The organism is Streptomyces sp. NPDC056161, assembly GCF_042268025.1.
Taxonomy (GTDB): Bacteria; Actinomycetota; Actinomycetes; order Streptomycetales; family Streptomycetaceae; genus Streptomyces.
On record NZ_JBHJUV010000030.1, the window covers coordinates 26999 to 48303 of the forward strand.

17 protein-coding genes and 1 pseudogene are annotated in these 21305 nt (G+C 72.7%); 12 read left to right on the forward strand and 6 right to left on the reverse strand.

What is annotated here, in order from left to right; translation table 11 throughout:
• Window positions 1-50: 50 nt before the first annotated feature.
• Together ACFC09_RS26150 and ACFC09_RS26155 are read left to right on the forward strand one after the other, a co-directional pair.
• On the forward strand, window positions 51-1694 hold the full coding sequence (locus tag ACFC09_RS26150; protein WP_376532592.1) for a DNA repair helicase XPB: 1644 nt from the start codon (window positions 51-53) through the stop codon (window positions 1692-1694).
• A 146-nt stretch (window positions 1695-1840) separates the two neighbouring features.
• The gene (locus ACFC09_RS26155) at window positions 1841-2038 is read left to right on the forward strand and encodes a hypothetical protein (RefSeq protein WP_376532594.1); all 198 of its coding nucleotides are present in this window, start codon (window positions 1841-1843) and stop codon (window positions 2036-2038) included.
• 380 nt (window positions 2039-2418) lie between these two features.
• Here ACFC09_RS26155 and ACFC09_RS26160 read toward each other — a convergent pair.
• A pseudogene (locus ACFC09_RS26160) lies at window positions 2419-3405 on the reverse strand (glycosyltransferase 87 family protein); the annotation flags it as partial.
• 104 nt (window positions 3406-3509) lie between these two features.
• On the reverse strand, window positions 3510-3689 hold the full coding sequence (locus ACFC09_RS26165) for a hypothetical protein (RefSeq protein ID WP_376532596.1): 180 nt from the start codon (window positions 3687-3689) through the stop codon (window positions 3510-3512).
• A gap of 354 nt (window positions 3690-4043) precedes the next feature.
• Between ACFC09_RS26165 and ACFC09_RS26170 the strand changes: the two genes are divergently transcribed.
• Complete coding sequence (locus ACFC09_RS26170) at window positions 4044-6218, forward strand: HelD family protein (RefSeq protein ID WP_376532598.1); 2175 nt, start codon at window positions 4044-4046, stop codon at window positions 6216-6218.
• A 219-nt stretch (window positions 6219-6437) separates the two neighbouring features.
• On the opposite strand, the gene ACFC09_RS26175 is transcribed toward ACFC09_RS26170, so the two are convergent.
• Entirely contained in the window at window positions 6438-7157 is a 720-nt protein-coding gene (locus tag ACFC09_RS26175) for a copper homeostasis protein CutC (RefSeq protein ID WP_376532600.1), read from the reverse strand.
• Between the two features lie 181 nt (window positions 7158-7338).
• Here ACFC09_RS26175 and ACFC09_RS26180 point away from each other — a divergent pair, with 181 nt between their 5' ends.
• The 3 genes from ACFC09_RS26180 to ACFC09_RS26190 all read left to right on the forward strand — a co-directional run bounded on the left by ACFC09_RS26180 (window position 7339) and on the right by ACFC09_RS26190 (window position 10433).
• The gene (locus ACFC09_RS26180; RefSeq protein ID WP_376532602.1) at window positions 7339-7983 is read left to right on the forward strand and encodes a hypothetical protein; all 645 of its coding nucleotides are present in this window, start codon (window positions 7339-7341) and stop codon (window positions 7981-7983) included.
• 78 nt (window positions 7984-8061) lie between these two features.
• Complete coding sequence (locus tag ACFC09_RS26185; protein WP_376532740.1) at window positions 8062-9297, forward strand: Cmx/CmrA family chloramphenicol efflux MFS transporter; 1236 nt, start codon at window positions 8062-8064, stop codon at window positions 9295-9297.
• A gap of 38 nt (window positions 9298-9335) precedes the next feature.
• Window positions 9336-10433: a GNAT family N-acetyltransferase gene (locus tag ACFC09_RS26190; RefSeq protein ID WP_376532742.1), complete on the forward strand. Its 1098-nt coding sequence runs from the start codon at window positions 9336-9338 to the stop codon at window positions 10431-10433.
• Between the two features lie 88 nt (window positions 10434-10521).
• Here the strand turns inward: ACFC09_RS26190 and ACFC09_RS26195 are convergent, their stop codons facing one another.
• Window positions 10522-10905 carry a hypothetical protein gene (locus tag ACFC09_RS26195; RefSeq protein ID WP_376532604.1) on the reverse strand — a complete coding sequence of 128 codons (384 nt, stop codon included), beginning with the start codon at window positions 10903-10905 and terminating at the stop codon, window positions 10522-10524.
• A 216-nt stretch (window positions 10906-11121) separates the two neighbouring features.
• Between ACFC09_RS26195 and ACFC09_RS26200 the strand changes: the two genes are divergently transcribed.
• From ACFC09_RS26200 to ACFC09_RS26210, 3 genes are all read left to right on the forward strand, one after another.
• Window positions 11122-12042, forward strand: coding sequence for a MurR/RpiR family transcriptional regulator (locus ACFC09_RS26200; RefSeq protein WP_376532606.1), 921 nt, complete (start codon window positions 11122-11124; stop codon window positions 12040-12042).
• Window positions 12043-12287: 245 nt separating this feature from the next.
• Window positions 12288-13223: an N-acetylmuramic acid 6-phosphate etherase gene (gene murQ / locus ACFC09_RS26205; RefSeq protein WP_376532608.1), complete on the forward strand. Its 936-nt coding sequence runs from the start codon at window positions 12288-12290 to the stop codon at window positions 13221-13223.
• A gap of 16 nt (window positions 13224-13239) precedes the next feature.
• Window positions 13240-15051 (forward strand): PTS transporter subunit EIIC, encoded by a 1812-nt coding sequence (locus ACFC09_RS26210; protein WP_376532610.1) that lies wholly within the window; start codon window positions 13240-13242, stop codon window positions 15049-15051.
• Here ACFC09_RS26210 and ACFC09_RS26215 read toward each other — a convergent pair.
• Both ACFC09_RS26215 and ACFC09_RS26220 read right to left on the reverse strand, forming a co-directional pair.
• Window positions 15044-16201 carry an NADH:flavin oxidoreductase gene (locus ACFC09_RS26215; RefSeq protein ID WP_376532612.1) on the reverse strand — a complete coding sequence of 386 codons (1158 nt, stop codon included), beginning with the start codon at window positions 16199-16201 and terminating at the stop codon, window positions 15044-15046. The genes ACFC09_RS26210 and ACFC09_RS26215 overlap by 8 nt on opposite strands.
• A 175-nt stretch (window positions 16202-16376) precedes the next feature.
• Window positions 16377-18305 carry a hypothetical protein gene (locus ACFC09_RS26220; protein ID WP_376532614.1) on the reverse strand — a complete coding sequence of 643 codons (1929 nt, stop codon included), beginning with the start codon at window positions 18303-18305 and terminating at the stop codon, window positions 16377-16379.
• A gap of 745 nt (window positions 18306-19050) precedes the next feature.
• Between ACFC09_RS26220 and ACFC09_RS26225 the strand changes: the two genes are divergently transcribed.
• The 3 genes from ACFC09_RS26225 (at window position 19051) to ACFC09_RS26235 (ending at window position 21300) form a co-directional block, all read left to right on the forward strand.
• Window positions 19051-19890: a helix-turn-helix domain-containing protein gene (locus tag ACFC09_RS26225; RefSeq protein ID WP_376532616.1), complete on the forward strand. Its 840-nt coding sequence runs from the start codon at window positions 19051-19053 to the stop codon at window positions 19888-19890.
• Entirely contained in the window at window positions 19874-20140 is a 267-nt protein-coding gene (locus ACFC09_RS26230) for a DUF397 domain-containing protein (RefSeq protein WP_376532618.1), read from the forward strand. The genes ACFC09_RS26225 and ACFC09_RS26230 overlap by 17 nt, the downstream gene beginning before the upstream one ends.
• A gap of 263 nt (window positions 20141-20403) precedes the next feature.
• The gene (locus ACFC09_RS26235; protein WP_376532620.1) at window positions 20404-21300 is read left to right on the forward strand and encodes a hypothetical protein; all 897 of its coding nucleotides are present in this window, start codon (window positions 20404-20406) and stop codon (window positions 21298-21300) included.
• The last annotated feature ends 5 nt before the right edge of the window (window positions 21301-21305 follow it).

Consider the following 21305-nt stretch of genomic DNA (forward strand, 5'->3'; position numbering starts at 1 on the left):
GCACACTTGACGTTTGGCCGAGAATGAGGCCGTACGAAAGGGTGCCGCGCGTGAATGGTCCGCTGATCGTCCAATCCGACAAAACCCTGCTGCTGGAAGTCGACCACGAGCAGGCCGACGCCTGCCGCCGCGCCATCGCGCCGTTCGCCGAACTGGAGCGGGCGCCGGAGCACATCCACACCTACCGGGTGACCCCGCTGGGACTGTGGAACGCGCGGGCCGCCGGGCACGACGCGGAACAGGTCGTCGACGCGCTCGTGCAGTACAGCCGCTACCCGGTGCCGCACGCGCTGCTCGTGGACATCGCCGAGACCATGGACCGGTACGGGCGGCTGACCCTGAGCAAGCACCCGGCGCACGGTCTCGTGCTGACCACCACCGACCGGCCGGTCCTGGAGGAGGTGCTGCGGTCCAAGCGGATCGCGCCGCTGGTCGGGACCCGGATCGACCCGGACACCGTCGCCGTGCACCCCTCCGAGCGCGGCCAGATCAAGCAGACGCTGCTGAAACTGGGCTGGCCGGCCGAGGACCTCGCCGGGTACGTGGACGGCGAGGCGCACCCGATCGAGCTCCGCGAGGACGGCTGGGCGCTGCGCGCGTACCAGAAGCAGGCCGTGGAGAACTTCTGGCACGGCGGCAGCGGGGTCGTGGTGCTGCCCTGCGGCGCGGGCAAGACGCTGGTCGGCGCGGGTTCGATGGCGCAGGCCAAGTCCACCACCCTGATCCTGGTCACCAACACCGTCTCGGCCCGGCAGTGGAAGCACGAGCTGGTGAAGCGGACCACGCTGACCGAGGACGAGATCGGGGAGTACAGCGGTACGCGGAAGGAGATCCGGCCGGTCACCATCGCCACGTACCAGGTGCTGACCACGAAGCGGAAGGGGATCTACCCCCATCTGGAGCTGTTCGACTCCCGGGACTGGGGCCTCATCGTCTACGACGAGGTGCATCTGCTGCCGGCCCCGGTGTTCAAGTTCACCGCCGACCTCCAGGCCCGCCGGCGGCTCGGGCTGACCGCGACGCTGGTGCGCGAGGACGGCCGCGAGTCGGACGTGTTCTCGCTGATCGGGCCCAAGCGGTTCGACGCGCCGTGGAAGGAGATCGAGGCGCAGGGCTACATCGCGCCCGCCGACTGCGTCGAGGTCCGGGTGAACCTGACCGACACCGAACGACTCGCGTACGCGACCGCGGAGACGGAGGAGAAGTACCGCTACTGCGCCACCACCGACACCAAGCGGAAGGTCACCGAGGCGCTGGTGCGCCGGTTCGCCGGGCAGCAGATCCTCGTCATCGGCCAGTACATCGACCAGCTCGACGAGCTGGGCGAGCACCTGGACGCGCCCGTGATCAAGGGCGAGACGTCCAACGCGCAGCGCGAGAAGCTGTTCGGCGCGTTCCGTGAGGGCGAGATCAGCGTGCTCGTCGTGTCCAAGGTGGCGAACTTCTCCATCGACCTGCCGGAGGCGACGGTCGCCATCCAGGTGTCGGGCACCTTCGGCTCCCGGCAGGAGGAGGCGCAGCGGCTCGGCCGGGTGCTGCGGCCCAAGGCCGACGGCCACCAGGCGCACTTCTACTCCGTGGTCGCCCGCGACACCATCGACCAGGACTTCGCCGCGCACCGCCAGCGGTTCCTGGCGGAACAGGGGTACGCCTACCGGATCGTCGACGCGGACGAACTCCTCGCGGAGAACTGAGCGGGGCGGGCACCGGTCACGTCGGGCACCGGTCACGTCGGGCACCGGTCACGTCGGGCACCGGTCACCGGGCACAGGTCACACCCGGCACAGGTCACACGGCCGGGGCATGTACCGGGCGTCATGCCGACCCTATGATGCCCGGCATGACGGTGAACATGACCTTCTCGCTGCCGGACGAGGTGGCCGCCTATCTGAAGGCCCGCCCGAACGCGTCAGCGCAGGTCGCCGCCGCCATAAGGCGTCAGATGCTTGAGGAGGCGCTGGACGCGCTGCCCCGCCGCGCGGACGACGACGCCTACCTCGGGGCGTCCGCCGACGCGTTCTTCGGCGCACCCCGGTGAGGCGCGGCCACGTCTACGACATCGAGCACGGCGGCCGCAGCCGCCGGGTCCTCGTCGTCTCCGACGACCTCGCCAACGAGCGGCTGGCCATCGCCACCTGCGTGGAGGTCCACGAACCCGGCGGAACTGCGCCCTCCCTGCTGGCCACCGAGCTGACCGCCCCCGTCCCCGGGACGGCCGTCGTGGACGCCTACGCCACCTTCGCCGCCCGGTACTTCGTCCGCGATCTCGGTGCCGTCGCGCCCCGGGACATGGAGGCGGTCGAGACCGGCATGCGGGTGATCCTCGCGCTGTAGCCGCAGCCGCCGGGCCACCGGCCCCACCAACGCCCGGCCCGGCAGCACCGGACCCACCAGCACCGGACCCACCAGCGCCAGGCCCAGCAGCACCAGAGCCAGCAGCGGGTACGGCGCCGCCAACGGCTGCTGCCACCAGGGCAGCCGGAGGTCCAGGTCCCCCTCGTGCGGCAGCAGCCACATGGTGCGGGCGGTGAACACGGCCGCCGTCAGCGCCGCGAGCCGGGTCCGGCCCTCGGCGAGGAGCACGGCGATCAGCGGCACGCACCAGACCCAGTGGTGGGACCAGCTGACCGGCGAGACGAGCAGGGCGGTGCCCGCCGCCAGCAGGATCCCGTGCCGCCGGCGTGGCGCCCGCGCCGCCGCCCACAGCCCGGCGACGGCCACGGCGGCGGCCGGGAGCGCCCACGCCGGGCCCGGTGCCGGATCGCCGGTCGCCCGCGCGATCAGGCCCAGCAGCGACTGGTTGTCGACGATCCAGCCCTTGCCGACGCGGCCGGTCTCGAAGATCCGCCGGGTCCAGAAGTCGACGCTGGCCGCCGGGAGCAGGACCGCCCCGAGGGCGACGGTCCCGGCGAAGGCGGCCGTCGCCGTCGCGGCCTCCCGCCGTCGGCCGGTCAGCAGGAGATAGCCGACGAAGACCGCCGGGGTCAGCTTGATCCCGGCCGCCACGCCCAGTGCGAGCCCGCTGCCCCGGGCGCCCGGCGGGCGGGTGAGGTCCCACAGGACGAGGCAGGCGAGCGCCAGGTTGATCTGGCCGAACAGGACCGTCTGGAAGACCGGTTCGAGCCACAGGGCCGACGCGGTGGCCGTGCACACCACGGGCAGGCGGACCGGGCGGCCCGCGAGCCGGGCGGAGAGGGCGACGAGACCTGCGAGCAGGAGCGCGTTGCCCGCGAGGAAGGCCGCCTTCATGGCCGGGACGGGGATCCAGGTCGTCGGCACGAACAGGACCGCCGCGAAGGGCGGATACGTCGCCGGGAGCCGCCACTCGGTGACGGTGAAGCCGTACAGGTCGCCGCCGTGCAGGACGGCCTCGCCCTCGGCCCGGTAGACCAGCGCGTCGGCCATCGGGGCCCGTTGCACGACGCAGAGGGCGGCGAACGAGAGGAGGGACAGGGTCAGGAGGAGGTAAGGCGTCGCCGTCCGTTGTGCCACGGAGGCGAACCTAGGGGTTACTTACGGCGAACGCCCGCTTCCTCGCCGTATTCACCGAGTATGACGACGCCGAACGCCGCCTCGGCGAACACCTTGATGGCCCGCAGGGCACTGCCCAGGCGGTGATGGTGGTAGCCCTCGACGGCTGTGGCGCCGGCCGGGGCGGCTGATGCTGGGTGAATGGTTGCTGCGCTCATGTCTCCATGGTGGATCGTCGGGCATAAGACCGGCATCGGTCTGCGGAGCCAATTCCGGATGCCCCCGCGTAGCTCTCGGGATGGACCCGCTCCCCCCATGCAGGGTGGAGGTGTCCCCTAGGGGACGACGGGGGGACGACGGGGGGGGACGGCGAGGGGGACGGCGGGGCGGACGCCGGAACACGCCGCGGGAAAGCCAGCCGCGGGAAATTCATTGGCCACCGCCCGGACCCGCGCACTAGAATCCCCGCTCTTGCCCGCCTCCCTCCCGGAGTGCTGCCGCCCGGCCGGAAACCGGACGGCGTCCACAGTCACGCAGCCCGCGCCGAACGCGCACTGTCCGTGCAACCGACCATGCAGCAGCCGACCGGAGGCACCACCTTGTCCACGCCCGCCCACGACCCGCTCGACACTCCCGCCGACGCCCCCGACGACGCCCCCGACGGCACTCTCACCGGGGGGCCCACCGGTGGCCCGGCCGGTGCCCCGGCCGCCGATCCCGCCGGCGATCCCCTCGCCAGGGAGAGCGCCCACCTCACCGAGTCCCGCGCGGCCCTGCGCGCCATGCGCGAGGACGTCGAGTCCCTCGACATCAGCGACGTCACCGCGAACTGGGTCAACGCCGAGGTGCTCGCCGCGCAGATCGACGAGCGCATCAAGTCGCTGGCCGACCTCAGCGACACCCCGCTGTTCTTCGGCCGCCTCGACTATCTGCACGCTCCGGGCGCTCAGGAGGCCGAGGGCGCGGAGGGCGAGCGGTTCTACATCGGGCGGCGGCACGTGCACGACGCCGAGGGCGACCCGATGGTCATCGACTGGCGGGCGCCGGTCTCGCAGCCGTTCTACCGGGCGTCCAAGAAGGACCCGATGGACGTCGGGCTGCGCCGCCGCTTCGGCTACACCGGCGGTGACCTCACGGCGTACGAGGACGAGCACCTGTCGGACCCCGCGGAGGTGGCGCGCACCAGCAAGCTGCTCCAGCAGGAGATCGAGCGCCCGCGCGTGGGCCCGATGCGGGACATCGTCGCCACCATCCAGCCCGAGCAGGACGAGATCGTACGGTCCGGGCTGGGCGGCACGGTCTGCGTCCAGGGCGGCCCCGGCACCGGGAAGACCGCCGTCGGCCTGCACCGCGTCGCCTATCTGCTCTACGCGCACCGCGAGCGGCTGGCCCGCACCGGCACCCTGGTCATCGGGCCGAACCGGTCCTTCCTGCACTACATCGAGCAAGTGCTGCCCGCGCTCGGCGAGTTGGCGGTGCGGCAGGCCACCGTCGACGACCTGGTCGGGCAGGTGGAGGTACGCGGCACGGACGAGGCGCCGGCCGCGCTGGTCAAGGGCGACGCCCGGCTGGCCCAGGTGCTCAAGCGGGCGCTGTACGCGCACGTGACCCTGCCGACCGAGCCGGTCGTGGTGGTGCGCGGCTCGCGCCGCTGGCGGGTCGCGGCGTACGAACTTCAGGACATCGTGCGCGAGTTGCTGGCCCGCGACATCCGCTACGGGGCCGCCCGCGAGGCCCTGCCGCAGCGCATCGCGCACGCCGTGCTGGTGCAGATGGAGCGCTCGGGCGAGGCGCCGGACGACCGGGTGCAGGACGCGGTGGCCCGCAACAGCGCGGTGAAGGCGGCGGTCAAGGCGATCTGGCCGCCGGTCGAACCGGCGAAGCTGGTGCTGCGGCTGCTGACCGACGCGGCCTTCCTCGCGGAGCACGCGGACGGACTGCTGTCGCAGGACGAGCAGAAGACGGTGCTGTGGACGAAGCCGGCGCGCAGTGTGAAGTCCGCGAAGTGGTCGGCGGCGGACGCCGTACTGATCGACGAGGCCACCGACCTCGTACAGCGCACGCACTCGCTGGGGCACGTGGTGCTGGACGAGGCGCAGGACCTGTCGCCGATGCAGTACCGGGCGGTGGGCCGCCGCTGCACGACCGGCAGCGCGACCGTCCTCGGCGACCTGGCCCAGGGCACCACCCCGTGGGCGACCCGCAGCTGGGACGAGGCGCTGGCGCACCTGGGCAAGGCGGAGGGCGTGGTGGAGGAGCTGACCGCCGGTTTCCGCGTCCCCACGGACGTCATCGCGTACGCCTCCCGGCTGCTCCCGCACATCGCCCCCGGCCTCACCCCGGTCGCGTCGGTCCGGGAGAACCCGGGCTTCTTCGACCTGCGCGCGGCCCAGGGCACCGGTGAGGTGGTCGCGGCCTGCGAGGAGTTGCTGCGCAACGCGGGCTCGACCGGTCTGATCGCGGCCGACGCGCGGGTCCCGGCGCTGGCCGAGGCGCTCGCGGCGGCCGGGATCACCTTCCTGGCACCGGGCGAGGAGACGACCCGGCAGACCCGGCTGACCCTGGTCCCGGCATCACTGGCCAAGGGCCTGGAGTACGACTACGTGGTCCTCGACGAGCCGCAGGCGGTGGTCGACGGCGAACCCGACGAGCGCACCGGCCTGCGCCGCCTCTACGTGGCCCTCACCCGGGCCGTGTCGGGCCTGATCGTCACCCACGCCGCACCGCTGCCGCCCCAACTGGCCTGACGCCGGGGCCCGCCACGCGGACGCGGGCACGGACCCGGCCCCGGACACGCCCCGGCACGAACAGCGGCGCGGGCACGCGCAGCACACCGAGCACCACTCCCGCGCCGCACCCACTCCCGCGCCGCGCCACACCCGCACCCGCACCCGCACCCGCACCCGCAGCGTCCTGTCAGGCCCTGTCAGGACCTGCCAGGACCCGTCAGGACCCGTCAGGACCCGTCAGGACCCGTCAGCCCCGTCAAGTTCGTCCAGCGTTCTCCGCCATTCGGTCACCGAGCGGGTCGACACCGGGCCCGACCAGCCGGACGGGCGGGCCGCGCCGCCGATGTGGAAGGCGGTGATGCCCGCCGAGCGGAGGGTCGGGACGTGATCGAGGCGCAGGCCGCCGCCGACCATGACCGTCGGCTCGTACCCCGGTTCCCGGTCGCGCCCGGCCTCCGCCACCAGCGTGGAGAGCCCGTCGTCGACACCGGCCGCCGAACCGGCCGTCAGGTAGGCGTCGAGACCGGGCAGGTCCGCGAGCTGTTTGCGCAGGGCGTCGCGGTCGGCGGCCCGGTCGATCGCACGGTGGAAGGTCCACCGGCAGCCGTCCAGCTCGGCGACGATCCGCTCCACCGCCGCCAGGTCCGGTCCCCCGCCCGCGTCCAGGAACCCGAGCACGAACTGGTCGGCCCCCGCCCCCCGCAGCTCCCGGGCCACCCCGGCCAGCCGGTCGACGCCCTCCGGACCACCGGCCGCGAACCCGTCGGAGAGCCGCAGCATCACGCGCAGGTCGATGTCGACGGCGGCGCGGATCCCGACGAAGGTCGGCACCGACGGGGTCAGCCCGTCGGCCGCCATGTCGGTGACCAGTTCGAGGCGGTCCGCGCCTCCGGCCTGGGCGGCGACCGCGTCCTCGACCCCGAGGGCGATCACCTCCAGGACTGCACGCGTGCTCATAGGACCCCTTTCCGACGGTGCTCCCTGGAGCGATGACAGGTCTAGTCCAATTTAGGGTACGCCCGCCCGCCCCGGCCCCGCGAGATCGCCCCCGCCGACCGCGGCCCGCCGCACCGGCCCCGTCGACCGGAGCACGCGTCGCGACCCGGGCCCGCGCGTACCGGCGCGGGAGAATGGCCCCATGGCCGACCTCGACGCCCTCCGCATCCGCTGGACCCGCGCCCTGGAAGGAGCCCGCGGCCCCGGCGGCGGCCCCGACCCGCTGCCGTACGCCGAGCGCCTCCTGGCCCGCTGGCAGGAACCGCAGCGCCACTACCACACGCTCACGCACCTCACCGCGGTCCTGGACCACGTCGACGTCCTCGTGGACCACGCCGGCGACCCCGATGTCGTACGCCTGGCGGCCTGGTTCCACGACGCCGTCTACCTCCCCGACCGCTCCGAGAACGAGGAGCGCTCGGCCCGCCTGGCCGAACGGGCCCTGCCGGAGGCGGGTGTCCCGGCGGACCGGACCGCCGAGGTGGCCCGGCTGGTCCGGCTCACCGTCACCCACGACCCGGCCGACGACGACCCCGACGGACAGGTGCTGTGCGACGCCGACCTGGCGATACTCGCCGCGCCGCCGTCCGCGTACGCCGCGTACACCGCGGCCGTCCGCGAGGAGTACCACTTCGTTCCGTCCGACGCCTTCCGTTCGGGCCGTGCCGCGGTCCTGCGCCAGTTGCTGGAGCTGCCCCGGCTGTTCCGGACGCCGTACGGACGGCGCACGTGGGAGCCGACCGCGCGCGACAACCTCACCGCCGAGCTGGAGCTGCTCACCGGCTGACCCCGGAACCGGGGAATGGCCCGAGCGGGCCGGGTGTTCTTCCCCGATATGCCCGCACCCGACATACGCCGCTCCCGTATGCCCCTCGCCGTCCGTGTCCTCGGACTGTCCGTCTTCGCCCTCGGCACCAGCGAATTCATGCTCTCCGGTCTGCTGCCGGCGGTCGCCGACGACATGAACGTGTCGATCCCCCGGGCCGGCCTGCTGATCTCGGCCTTCGCCATCGGCATGGTGGTCGGCGCGCCGCTGCTCGCCGTGGCCACGCTGCGGCTGCCCCGCCGCACCACCCTCATCGGGCTGCTCACCGTCTTCGGCCTCGGCCAGGTCGCGGGCGCGCTCGCGCCCTCGTACGGGCTGCTGTTCGCCTCCCGGGTGATCAGCGCGCTGGCCTGCGCCGGGTTCTGGGCGGTGGGGGCGGCGGTGGCCGTCGCCATGGTCGACGAGGGTGTACGGGCCCGTGCGCTCGCCGTGATGATCGGCGGACTGTCCGTCGCCAACGTCCTCGGTGTCCCGGCCGGCGCCCTCCTCGGAGAGCACCTGGGCTGGCGCTCGGCGTTCTGGGCGGTGGCGCTCGCCACCGCCGTCGCGCTCGTGGGCGTCTCGACGCTCGTGCCGCGCATCCCGCGCCCCGCCGAACAGCCCCGGCTGCGGCAGGAGTTGAAGATCTACGCGGACCGCCAGGTGCAGGTCGGCATCGTGCTGATCGCGCTCGCCGCGGGCGGCGTGTTCTGCGCGTTCAGCTATCTCGCGCCGCTACTCACGGACGTGGCCGGGCTCGCCGACGGCTGGGTGCCGATCGTGCTCGCGCTGTTCGGGATCGGCGCCCTGGCCGGTTCGACGCTCGGCGGCCGGATCGGCGACGCGCACCTCTTCGGGGTGCTGCTCACGGGGACCGCGGCCTCGACGGTGTTCCTCGTCCTGCTCGCGCTCCTCGGCCAGTTCGCGGCGGCGGCCGTCGTCCTCTCCTTCCTCCTCGGCTGGTCCGCCTTCTACACCGCGCCCGCCCTCAACGCCCGGCTGTTCGACGTCGCCGCGGCCGCCCCGACGCTGGCCGGTGCCACCACCACGGCCGCGTTCAACGTCGGCAACACCGGCGGCCCCTGGCTGGGCGGCGCCGTCATCGACGCCGGCTACGGGTACGCGGCCCCCGCCTGGGCGGGCGCGGCGCTCACGCTCACGGCGGTCGGCGCGGCCGGCGTGTCCCTGCGGCTGCACCGCCGTACGTCCGCGTCCCGTGGCCCGGCCGCGTCCCGCGTCGTCACCGGCTCCGACGCCGCCCGGCCGGAAAACCAGGTTCACCCGCGTAGCCGATGACCTAGTCTGCGCGCATGCGTGAACTGGGCGGGGATCAGGTGGACGAGGCCGTCGCGGGCTGTGTGGCGACGCTGCGCGCGGCCGTGGACCGGGACTGGACGGCGGTCAAGGCGGGGTCGCTGGACTGGAGTTGCCGGCAGACCGCCGTGCACCTCGCGAGCGATCTCGTCGCGTACGCCGGGCAGTTGGCCGGACGCGCGCAGGAGTCGTACGTGCCCTTCGACATCACGCTCAACGGCGAGGGCGAGGAGGGCATGCCCGCGGCCGACAACACCGGTGTGCTGGAGGTGATCGAGACCTTCGGCGTGCTGCTCGCCACCACCGTGCGCACCACTTCGCGCGAGGCGCGCGCCTTCCACCCGTTTCCCTTCCGCAGTGCGGACCGCCAGGGTTTCGCCGCGATGGGCATCGCCGAGGTACTGCTGCACACGCATGACATGGCCACGGGGCTCGGGCTGGCCTACGAGCCGTCGGCGGACCTCGCCGAGTCCGTACTGACCTGCATCTTCCCGCATGTCCGGCCCGGCCCGGCGCCCTGGCCGACGCTGCTGTGGGCGACCGGCCGCGGCGAGCTGCCCGGCCGCGCCCCGGTCACCGGCTGGCGCTGGTGCAACAACCTCGTCATCCCCGCCGAACGGCTCACCCTCCAGGGCGTACGGCCCGCCGCCGCCCGCGATCTGCGGCTGGGCGGCGACGGCGGCTTCGACTGGATCGACGGCGGCCCGTTCCAGGGCACGCGGGACGCCGCCGGAATGGTGGCCAAGAGCTATGAATCCGGCGTCCACCGGCCGGAGTTCGGGCTGTTCGTGCTGGTCCGGCGGGAGGACGGCCGGGCACTCGGCGGCCTGGGCTTCCACTCGGCCCCGGACGAGGACGGCCGCGTCGAGATCGGCTACGACCTCGCCGAGGCCGCTCGCGGCCAGGGGTACGCCACCGAGGCGCTGGCCGCGCTGGCCGAGTGGGCGCTGGCCAGGGACGAGGTGAACCTGCTGGTCGCCTGCGCGGAAGAGGACAATCTGCCGTCGCAGGGCGTGCTGGACCGGACGGGGTTCGTCCGTGCCGACACGGCGGAGGAGGAGACCGCGCACACGGAGCACGGCATGGCCCGTTCGCTCCGGCTCTACCTCCGCCGCTGAGCCACCTGACACCCCACCGGCCCCCGGCTCCAGCCCCGCCGAACCACCGGACACCCCACCCCGACCCGCGTTGCCACGCCCGGCGGCCTCACGAGGACGGCACGCCGCCCGTGGCCCGCCCCAGCGAGCCGACCGCCGCGACCTTCACGCCCGCCTGGTGGCACACCCAGTGCGGGTCGGGTCCGAGTTCCGGCTCGACGTCCAGCGCGTGCGGATCGCCGGAGCCGCACACCGGACACAGCGGCCAGCGCCCGTACCGCTCCAGGAGCGCGTCCTGCACGTCCTGCGCGACCAGCCCGGCGACGTAGGCCGCCCCGTCCGGCCACTGCTCGACCCACCAACGCCGCTGCACGACCGATTCCTCGACCAGCGAGACCACGTCCGCGTCGGCGACCTCACCCGCGACCAGGTCGGCGAGCACCCGCGCACGGGCCGTGTGCAGGGCACGTTCCAGTGGGGTGATGGGATCCATGGCGCCATTGTGCGGGGTCCCGCCCCCGCCACCAAGCCGTACCGCGCCCCGCGTCTCTCATCTCACGCCGCCCGTCTCCCGTCTCCCGTCACCCGTCACTCGGCCCTGGCCGGGGCCGCTGTCTCCCCCCTCCCCCTGTCTGCCCTCCCCCTGTTCCCCCTGGGACCACGCTGCCGCGGTCTTGACCCCGGCCACAGCCGAAAATATCTTTCAAGCGTGACCCAGGACGTGAAGGAAATTTTCGGCAGCCCTGGCAGCCCCGGAAACGCGCCGCCCGCCCCGGCCGCCCTCACCGCCAAGGTGCGCACGCTCGCCCCGTCCATGACCCGTTCGATGCAGCGGGTCGCCGAGGCCGTCGCGGGCGACCCGGCCGGCTGCGCCGCCCTCACCGTCACCGGACTGGCCGAACTCACCGGCACCAGCGAGGCGACGGTCGTCCGCACCGCCCGGCTGCTCGGCTACCCCGGCTACCGTGACCTGCGCCTCGCCCTCGCCGGCCTGGCCGCCCAGCAGCAGTCCGGCCGCGCACCCGCCCTCACCACCGACATCGCGGTCGACGACCCGATCGCCGACGTCGTCGCCAAACTCGCCTACGACGAGCAGCAGACCCTCGCCGACACGGCCGCCGGTCTCGACACCGCCCAGTTGGGCGCGGCGGTCGCGGCGCTCGCCGCCGCACGGCGCACCGACGTGTACGGAATCGGCGCGTCGGGGCTGGTCGCCCAGGACCTCACCCAGAAGCTGCTGCGCATAGGCCAGATAGCCCACGCCCACAGCGATCCGCACCTCGCCGTGACCAACGCGGTGCAGTTGCGCTCCGGGGACGTGGCCATCGCCATCACCCACTCCGGCTCGACGGGGGACGTCATCGAGCCGCTGCGGACGGCCTTCGAGCACGGCGCCACCACGATCGCCGTCACCGGGCGGCCGGACGGCCCGGTCACCCAGTACGCCGACCACGTGCTCACCACCTCCACGGCCCGGGAGAGCGAGCTGCGACCGGCCGCGATGTCCTCGCGCACCAGTCAACTCCTCGTCGTGGACTGCCTGTTCATCGGAGTGGCGCAGCGTACGTACGAGACGGCCGGGCCCGCGCTGGCCGCTTCCTACGAGGCGCTCGCCCACCGGCACCGCTGAGCACCGGGTGCTTGGCGGGTCGCCCGGGAAGAACCGCGTCGTCGTTCGTCTGCGGGCGGCGCGGGTTCGCACTCGACACCCGCGGGGCGCTCCGCCCGGTTCTCGGTTCCCGGCTCGGCTCGCACACTCGAACAGGGGGACCCCCGTTCCCCGCGCCCCGCGCACGGGGGATGCCGAATTGCAGCGGACTTCGCTCGCTCCACCCGCACCACACGCCTGAAAAGCACGGAAAAGAGCCGCTCGCCATGACCTCCACGTCCGACCCCCGTCAGCTCCGCGCCCAACTCGACACGCTCACCACCGAAGCCTTCCGGCCGGAACTCGCGGACATCGACCGGCTGCCCACCCTGGAGATCGCCCGGCTGATGAACGGCGAGGACAGCGCCGTACCCGCCGCCGTGGCCGCCTGTCTCCCGCGGATCGCCGCCGCCGTCGACGCCATCGCCGCGCGCATGGCCCGCGGCGGCCGGCTGATCTACGCGGGCGCCGGCACCGCGGGCCGCCTCGGCGTGCTGGACGCCTCCGAGTGCCCGCCCACCTTCAACACCGACCCCGCCCGGGTCGTCGGCCTGATCGCGGGCGGCCCCGCGGCCATGGTCACCTCCGTGGAGGGCGCGGAGGACTCACCGGACCTGGCCCGCGCGGACCTCGACGCGCTCGCGCTCACCCCCGACGACACGGTGGTCGGCGTCTCCGCCTCGGGCCGCACCCCCTACGCCGTCGGCGCGGTCGCGCACGCCCGCGCCCTGGGCGCCCTGACCGTCGGCCTGGCCTGCAACGCGGACAGCGCGCTCGCGGCGGCGGCCGAGCACGGCATCGAGGTCGTCGTCGGCCCCGAGCTGCTCACCGGCTCCACCCGGCTGAAGGCCGGCACGGCGCAGAAGCTGGTCCTCAACATGCTGTCGACGATCACGATGATCCGGCTGGGCAAGACGTACGGGAACCTGATGGTCGACGTCCGCGCCTCCAACGACAAGCTGCGCGCCCGCTCCCGTCGTATCGTCGCGCTGGCCACGGGCGCCACGGACGGGGAGATCGAGCGGGCCCTGGCCGAGACCGGCGGCGAGACGAAGAACGCGATCCTGACCATCCTGGCCGGTGTCGACGGCCCGACGGCCGCCCGCCTTCTGGAGGAGTCGGACGGTCATCTGCGTGCCGCGCTGGCGGTCGCGGGCGGCTGACCCGCACGCTCGGGGAGTGCGCATCGACCCCGCCTCCACCGCCGCCGCGCTGCTCCCCCTGGTCGGCGGCCCCGCCAACGTCACCTCCGTCGCCCACTGCATGACCCGGCTGCGGCTGGGCCTGGCCGACGCCTCGGCCGCCGACGAGGCCGGGCTGCGCGCGCTGCCCGGGGTGCTGGGCGTGGTGGTGGACGGGCCGTCGTACCAGGTGGTGCTGGGACCGGCGGCGGTGGCCGACGTCACGGCCGAGGTCGAACGGCTGACAGCGCAAGCAGCAGCCGCGACAACCGGAACAGGCAGCACGACAGGCGGCACGACCGGCAGTACGACCGGCAGCACGACAGGCAGCACGACCGGAGCAGGAAGCACGACCGGGACAGGCGGTACGACCGGAGCAGGCAGTACGACCGGGACAGGCAGCGCGCCCGCAATCCGCGCGTCGACCGGGACGGCGGAGGCCACCGGGACGACCGAGGTCACCGGCACAGCCCCCACGACCGCCGCCGAACTGGCCGCGCGGGGTGCCGTGCTGCGGGCGGAGCGGCGCCGCCGCAACGCGACCCCGGTCAAATCCGCGCTGCGCCGCGTCGCGGCCGTCTTCGTGCCGCTGATCCCGGCCCTGATCGGCTGCGGCATCCTCGCCGGGCTGGCCGGGCTGCTGGCCAATGCGCACTGGCTGCCCGGCCTGACCCCCGCCCTCACCGCCGTGGCCTCCGCCTTCATGGCGCTGATCGCGGTGTTCGTCGGATACAACACGGCGAAGGAGTTCGGCGGTACGCCGGTGCTCGGCGGGGCGGTGGCGGCCGTGGTGGTCTACCCGGGCGTGGCGCAGGTGACGGCGTTCGGCGTGCGCCTGACGCCCGGCCAGGGCGGGGTGCTGGGCGCGCTGGCGGCGGCGCTGCTCGGCACGTACGTGGAGAAGTGGTGCCGCGGCCGGGTACCGGGCGCGCTGGACGTCCTGCTCACCCCGACCGTCACGGTCCTCACCGCGGGCCTGGTGACGCTGTACGGCCTCATGTACGCGGCCGGCGCGGTGGCCACCGCCATCGGCACGGCGGCGGACTGGCTCCTGGCCACGACCGGCGCATTCGCCGGGCTGGTGCTCGGCGGTCTGTTCCTGCCCCTCGTCATGCTGGGCCTGCACCAGGCGCTGATCCCCATCCACACCACCCTCATCGAGCAGCAGGGCTACACCGTTCTGCTGCCCCTGCTGGCCATGGCGGGCGCCGGCCAGGTGGGCGCGGCCCTCGCCGTGTACGTCCGGCTGCGCCACGACACCTCCCTCCGTACGACGATCAGGTCGGCGCTCCCGGCGGGGCTGCTGGGCGTCGGGGAGCCGCTGATCTACGGGGTGTCGCTGCCGCTGGGCCGGCCGTTCCTGACCGCCTGCGCGGGCGGCGCGGCGGGCGGGGCCTTCGTCGGCTTCTTCGCGATGCTCGGCGACAAGGTGGGCGCGACGGCCATCGGCCCGTCCGGCTGGGCCCTGTTCCCGCTCCTGGCGGGCAACCGGCCCCTGGCCCTGACGGCGTCGATCTACGCGGGCGGCCTGCTGACCGCCTATGTGACGGGCTTCGCCGCCACGTACGCGACGGTCCCGGCCCTCCGACCCGAACCAGGCGGAGAACCGGGACCGAGCGACGCTCCCGGCCCGCGCGGAGAACCGGTTCCCGGCAGGGAACCGGGACCGGGCAGGGAACCGGGACCGGGCAGGGAACCGGGAGCGAGCAGGGAACCCGGACCGGACAGGGAACCGGGAGCGAGCAGGGAACCCGGACCGGACAGGGAACCAGGACCGAGCAGGGAACCGGGACCGAGCGGCGTCAGCTGAGCGACTTCAGCGCGCCCCCGTCGTACGGCTTCAGCTCGTCGAACCGGCCCCCGAGGACCTTCGCCGCCCACTCCGGGTCCTGGAGCACCGCGCGCCCGACCGCCACCAGGTCGAACTCGTCCGCCTCCAGCCGGTCCAGGAGGTCGTCGATGCCCCTGACCGCCGAGCCCTCGCCCCGGAAAGCCGTGCTGAAGTCACCGTCGAGACCGACCGAACCCACGCTGATGACCGGCTTGCCCGTGAGCTTCTTGGTCCAGCCGGCCAGGTTGAGGTCGGAGCCCTCGAACTCGGGGAGCCAGTAGCGGCGGGTGGAGGCGTGGAAGGCGTCCACACCGGCCGCGGCCAGCGGGGTCAGGATCGCCTCCAGTTCCTCGGGGGTCTCGGCGAGCCGCGCGTCGTAGTTGTCCGACTTCCACTGCGAGTAGCGGAAGGTGACTGGGAAGTCGGCGGAGACGGCCGCGCGCACCGCGGCCACCACCTCCGCCGCGAACCGGGTCCGGGCCACCGGGTCCCCGCCGTACGCGTCGGTACGCCGGTTGGTGCCCGCCCACAGGAACTGGTCGAGCAGATAGCCGTGGGCGCCGTGCAGCTCCACCCCGTCGAAGCCGATGCGCTCCGCGGCCACCGCCGCCTCGGCGAAGGCGCCGATCACGGCGTCCAGGTCGGCCTGCGTCATCGCCTTGCCGGTGCCCTCGGTGCCGTCGAGGCGCAGCCCGGAGGGGCCGACCGCGGGCGCGTCCGGGAACGGCGGCTGCCCCTGCTCGCGGACCATGCCGATGTGCCACAGCTGCGGGAAGATCGTGCCGCCCGCCGCGTGCACCGCCTCGGCGACCCGGGCCCAGCCCGCCAGCTGCTCCGTGCCGTGGAACCGCGGAATCCGGTCGCTCTGTCCGGCCGACTCGTGACCCACGTAGGTGCCTTCGGTGACGATCAGTCCGACACCTGCGGCGGCGCGCCGGGCGTAGTACGACACGACGTCCTCGCCGGGGATGCCGCCCGGTGAGAACGAACGGGTCATCGGGGCCATCACGATCCGGTTGGGGACGGTGACCCCGTTGATCGCGATCGGGCGGGCGAGAACCTGGGCGGCGCGGGAGGCGGACGTGGCGCTGACGGTCGCCTGGGGGCTCCTCGGGGTCGGCTTTGACACAGTCCATGACATGTCTGTGCGTGCGCATTGTTACAGCACCTGAAGCAACCCGGATCCGCAGCGCCGGATTCCGACCCGACCACCAAGTGACCCAGAACACACCCACATCAGCTCGACTCTGACGCGCCTTCCCTTCTCTGCGCCGGCAGAAATGCCGGTCGGGGGGCCAGGGGGATCAGCGTCTCCGGAGACGCTTTGGGCTATCCGCCGACGTCCCCCGAACCGGCTGTTCGTTGTCCTCGCGGGCTCGGGTGCCCAGGGCGCTGGGCAGCCCCTGTGACAGGTATGCCCCGGCCGCCGACGTGACGGGCTGTCCGGATACGAGCATGTCCGTGTCCCTGTTTGTCACAGCCGGGGCATGCCCCGCCCCGGACGGATGTCCGCCGGCGTAGGACCCGGCAGGATTGACCGGAGCAGACCACGACACCCCGGACACCCCGGACACCGTGTCAACGCTCCCGTTCCCGGAACCGCCGGACAGCCCCTCCGCGAACCCGGACTGCGCCTCCGGGAACCCGGGCTGCCAAAGCTGCGCAGGATCGGCGTAATCACCCTGGCCCAGGGGAACACTGTTCTGTGTCCGCGGCATCCCGGTACCGGGTGGCAGAGCCGGCACGGCAGAAGAACGCGCCCTCTTCACACCACTCTCCCGCGCCACGTCCGGGTCGATGTGGAAACCGCCGCCCTCCCGCGGCAGCAACGGAATCCCCGCATCCCGCAGCACCGCCTCCTCCGCAGGACTCGCCCGGTTCTCGGGCTTGAGGAGACTGTGCATCCGCTGCCGAGCCTTCTCCTCCCCCTCAGGCGCGCCTTCCCTGCCCCATGCCGGCAGTACGCCTCGCGGGACCAGGGCAGTGGAACCCTCCGTCAAGCCGTACAACGCCGCGATGTCACTGGCACTCTTGAACCGGGCCATTGCGGCGGCCTCATCACTCTGCCGCTCTACACCCGGGTTGATGTAGAAACCGCCGTCCTCCCGCGGCAGCAACGGAATCCCCGCCTCCCGCAGCACCACCTCCTCCACATCACTCACCCGGTACTCGGGGGAGAGGAGATGGTACATACGCCGCAGGGCCCTCGCCTCCGACTCAGGCGCGCCTTCCCTGGCCCGTGTCGGCAGTACGCCGCGCGGGACCAGGGCAGTGGAACCCTCCGTCAAGCCGTACAACGCCCTTATGGCACTGACGTTTTCGGACCGGACCGCTGCAGCGGCCGCCTCACTCTCCCGCGGCACCTTCGGGTCGATGTGGAAACCGCCGCCCTTCCGCGGCAGCAACGGAATCCCCACCTCCCGCAGCACCACCTCCTCCACATCACTCACCTGGTACTCAGGTTTGAGGAGATTGTTCATCCGCTGCCGGGCCTGCTCCTCCCCCGCAGACGCGCCTTCCCCGCTCCATGTCGGCAGTACGCCGCGCGGGACCAGGGCAGTGGAACCCTCCGTCAAGCCGTACAACGCCCTTATGGCACTGACGTTTGCGGCCCGGACCGCTGCAGCGGCCACCTCACTCTCCCGCGGCACCTCCGGGTCGATGTGGAAACCGCCGCCCTTCCGCGGCAGCAACGGAATCCCCACCTCCCGCAGCACCACCTCCTCCTCATCACTCACCCGGGCCTTAGGCTTGAGGAGATCGTGCATCCGCTGCCGGGCCTTCTTCTCCTCCGCAGGCGCGTCTTTCCCGCCCCGTGCCGACGGCAGTACGCCGCGCGGGACCAGGGCAGTGGAACCCTCCGTCAAGCCGTACAACGCCCCTAGGGCCCTGGCGTTTGCGGCCCGGACCGCTGCAGCGGCCACCTCACTCTCCCGCGGCACCTCCGGGTCGATGGAGAAACCGCCGTCCTCCCCCGGCAGCAACGGAATCCCCGCCTCCAGCAGCTCCGCCTTCGCCGCAACACTCGCCCAGGCCCTAGGCTTGAGCTGATCGTGCATCCGCCGCCGGACCTTCAGCTCCTCCGCGGGCGCGCCTTTCCTGCCTAGTGACGGCAGTATCCCGGCCGGGACCAAGGGGGGTGAGCCGTCCTCCGAGAAGTACAGAGCCCGGATCCCGGCCGCGAACCAGTCGCGGCCGTCGGCACCAGTGTGCTGATCCAAGAAGTCCTCCATCACATAAACCCGAACCGACCATCACATAAACTCGAACCGACGCCGAATCATGCCAGGACAGCCACCAGAGCGGGCGGCGCCCTGCCAGGGACAGCGACCGCAGAACGATCCCGGCCCCCCTCACCCTCCGAGCTCAGCGAGGCGGCTCGATCGCCCCCAGCAGACGGGCTTCCCGGTTCAACCGCCGCACCCGCTCCCGCAGCACCTCACCCGGCGCCGCCGCCTCGACGGACTCCGGCGGACAGTCCCACTCCCGCCCACCACCAACGGGCCGCAACTGCACACACCCGCCCACGTGATCCATCACCTCACCGAGCCGCCCGCTCCGTACGTCGACGACGTACCCGCCGGCCGGGGGCCGCCCGCCGCTCACGCCCCACCGTCCCGCGCCACCCCCCGCAGCGCAGCCGCCAGCCGCGCGGCCACCCCGAGATTGCAACGCCCCAGATCGACCAGGGCGTACGGCTCCTCCTGCCCGGCCGACAGCGGATCCACCCCCCGAGCCCCGGCAGGATGACGCCGACATCACGCAGAGCCGACCGCAGTTGCCCCACCGCCTCCTCGGCCGTCCGAACGGACCGCGCCCCCTCCGCCCCCTCCACCGCGCCCTTGGCGCCCGCCATCTCTTCCATCCCGCACCTCCACGCTGAGTTTGTGATTCGCAACACAGCGTGGCCGCCGGACTCCTGACCTGGCCAGACACCACACCTCAACAAGATCGGGTGTCGGACGGGGAGGAAACGCCATGCCCGGACCGAAGGACCTCGACCCGTCGTCGTCACCGCGCGCCCTACTGGGCGCGGAGTTGCGGCACGCACGGGAGAGGAAGCGGCTGAGTCAGGAGGAACTTGGCCAACGGCTGTTCGTGAGCGGATCGTTCATCGGACAGTTGGAGACGGGATCGCGGCGGATGCAGCAGGAGTACGCGGTGCTGCTGGACGAAGTCCTGGAGACGGACGGCTTCTTCACGCGGAACTGCAAGGCGGCGGCCAAGTCGAAATATGAGGAGCCCTTCGAAGTGGCGGCGGAGGCGGAGTCTCATGCAACGGCCATCAGACAGTACGCACCACTCCTGATCCCCGGGCTTCTGCAAACGCCCGCGTACGCACGGGCCGTGAACCGCGCGTACGACCCGACGGCACCGGAAGAGACCATCGAGCAATGGGTGGAAGGTCGAATGGAGCGGATCCGTCTCCTGGACCATCCAACAAGGCCGGTGTTGTGGGTGGTCCTCGACGAGGCGGCATTGCGCCGGGAGACAGGAGGCCGGACGGTGATGGCCGAGGCTCTGCGCCATGTCGCCAGTCTGTCCCGCCGCAGCCGGGTCATCGTTCAGGTGCTGCCGTCCAGCGCGGGCGCGCACGCGGCGATGCAGGGCGCCTTGAAGCTGATGGACTTCGAGGACGCCGCTCCACTCGTCTATTTCGAGGGAGTGCGCACCGGGCGTTTGGAGGACGATCCGGCCACCGTCGCCCAACTGCGGTTCGTGTACGACCTTCTCGTGGCCTCCGCCCTCTCGCAGGAGAAGTCCCTGGCCCTCATTGAGGAGTTGGCAGAGGATTACGCCCATGAGGAGCATCCCTGAGCACGACCTGAGCACGGCCGTATGGATCAAGTCGAGCTACAGCGCCGGCGGCAACGACTGCCTGGAAATGGCCCGCTGGCGCAAGTCGACGTACAGCGGCGGCGACGGCGGAAACTGCCTCGAAGTAGCCGACGGCCACCCCGCCCTCATCCCCGTCCGCGACTCCAAGAACCCCCACGGCCCGAAGCTCGTGTTCCGGGCGGAAGCCTGGTCGGCGTTCATAGAGAACGTCAGCAGCCTGGGCGCTTGAGCCTCGGGCACCGAGCGCCGAGCCCTCTTTGCAAGGAACGGGTGGGAGGTCCCAACCCGCCCTCCCACCCTGCGAGTTGACTTGACGCAACCGACTTGCAACGGAGGGTGACAACCGTCTAGCGTCCCGCATAACGAATCAGCCCCCGCCAGGTGCGCCAACACCTGCGGGGGCTTGACCGACGAGATCGAAATGAGGTCGATCCCGTGGCTGACGCCAATGCTAGTGCTGCCCACCCGTCCGCGCATCCGACCCCGCCCCCGATGGCCAATCCGGGTTACGGAAAACGTTCGACTCCTGACCAACTCCCCTGCATCAACCGCGACTTCGCGCATCTCCCGCCCCGCGAAGCAGCCATCGCCGCGTACGTCGACCGCCTCCCCGACGGCGCCGACATCTCCGTGAAGACGCTGGCCAACACAACCCCGTACGGCCAATGCGCCCTCCGCACCGCCCTCAACCGACTCGTAGCCGCTGGCCACTTGAGGCGCGGCCGGGAACGGCTGGAGACCACCGCCGGCGGAACCCGCTGGATCACCCGAACGTGGTGGTCCCGGACCGCGCGCGACGACGCGTGGTGGGCGGCGTTCACACGCGGCGACGCACCGGAACCCGGACAGCCTCCAGGACCGCCGCCGGACCAGCCGCCGGCCGACCACCGCGGCCCCACCCGGACCCGCGCCCACACCCTCCTCGCCGCCCTGGGCCGCACGGCCCCCGTGCTGTCGCTCTCCGCCGCCGACTGCGCGGCCCTCGCCCCGCTCCTGACGGACTGGTTCACCCGGGGCGCCACCGACGAGTCCGTACTCCGCGCCCTGACCGAGGGCCTGCCCACGCCGGTGCACCACCCGGCCGCCCTGGTCCGCCGCCGCCTGCTGGACAAACTCCCGCCCGAGCCCGTACGACAGCCGCCCCGCCCGCCCCGCCGCCTCCTGGAGTGCGCGGAGTGCGGGGTGCCGGGGCGGCCGGAGGCACTGCCGGGAGGCGTGTGCAGCGGCTGCCGTGGCGAACGCGCCCCCGCACAACCCCGTACGCCCCTGCCCGCCCCCACAGTCCGAGCCCGCGCGGACAAGATCCGCGCTGCGATGTCCACGACACCTCTGAACAACCGACCGGACAACCAACCGAACAACCGCCCACAGGACAGGACACCCCAATGACGGCT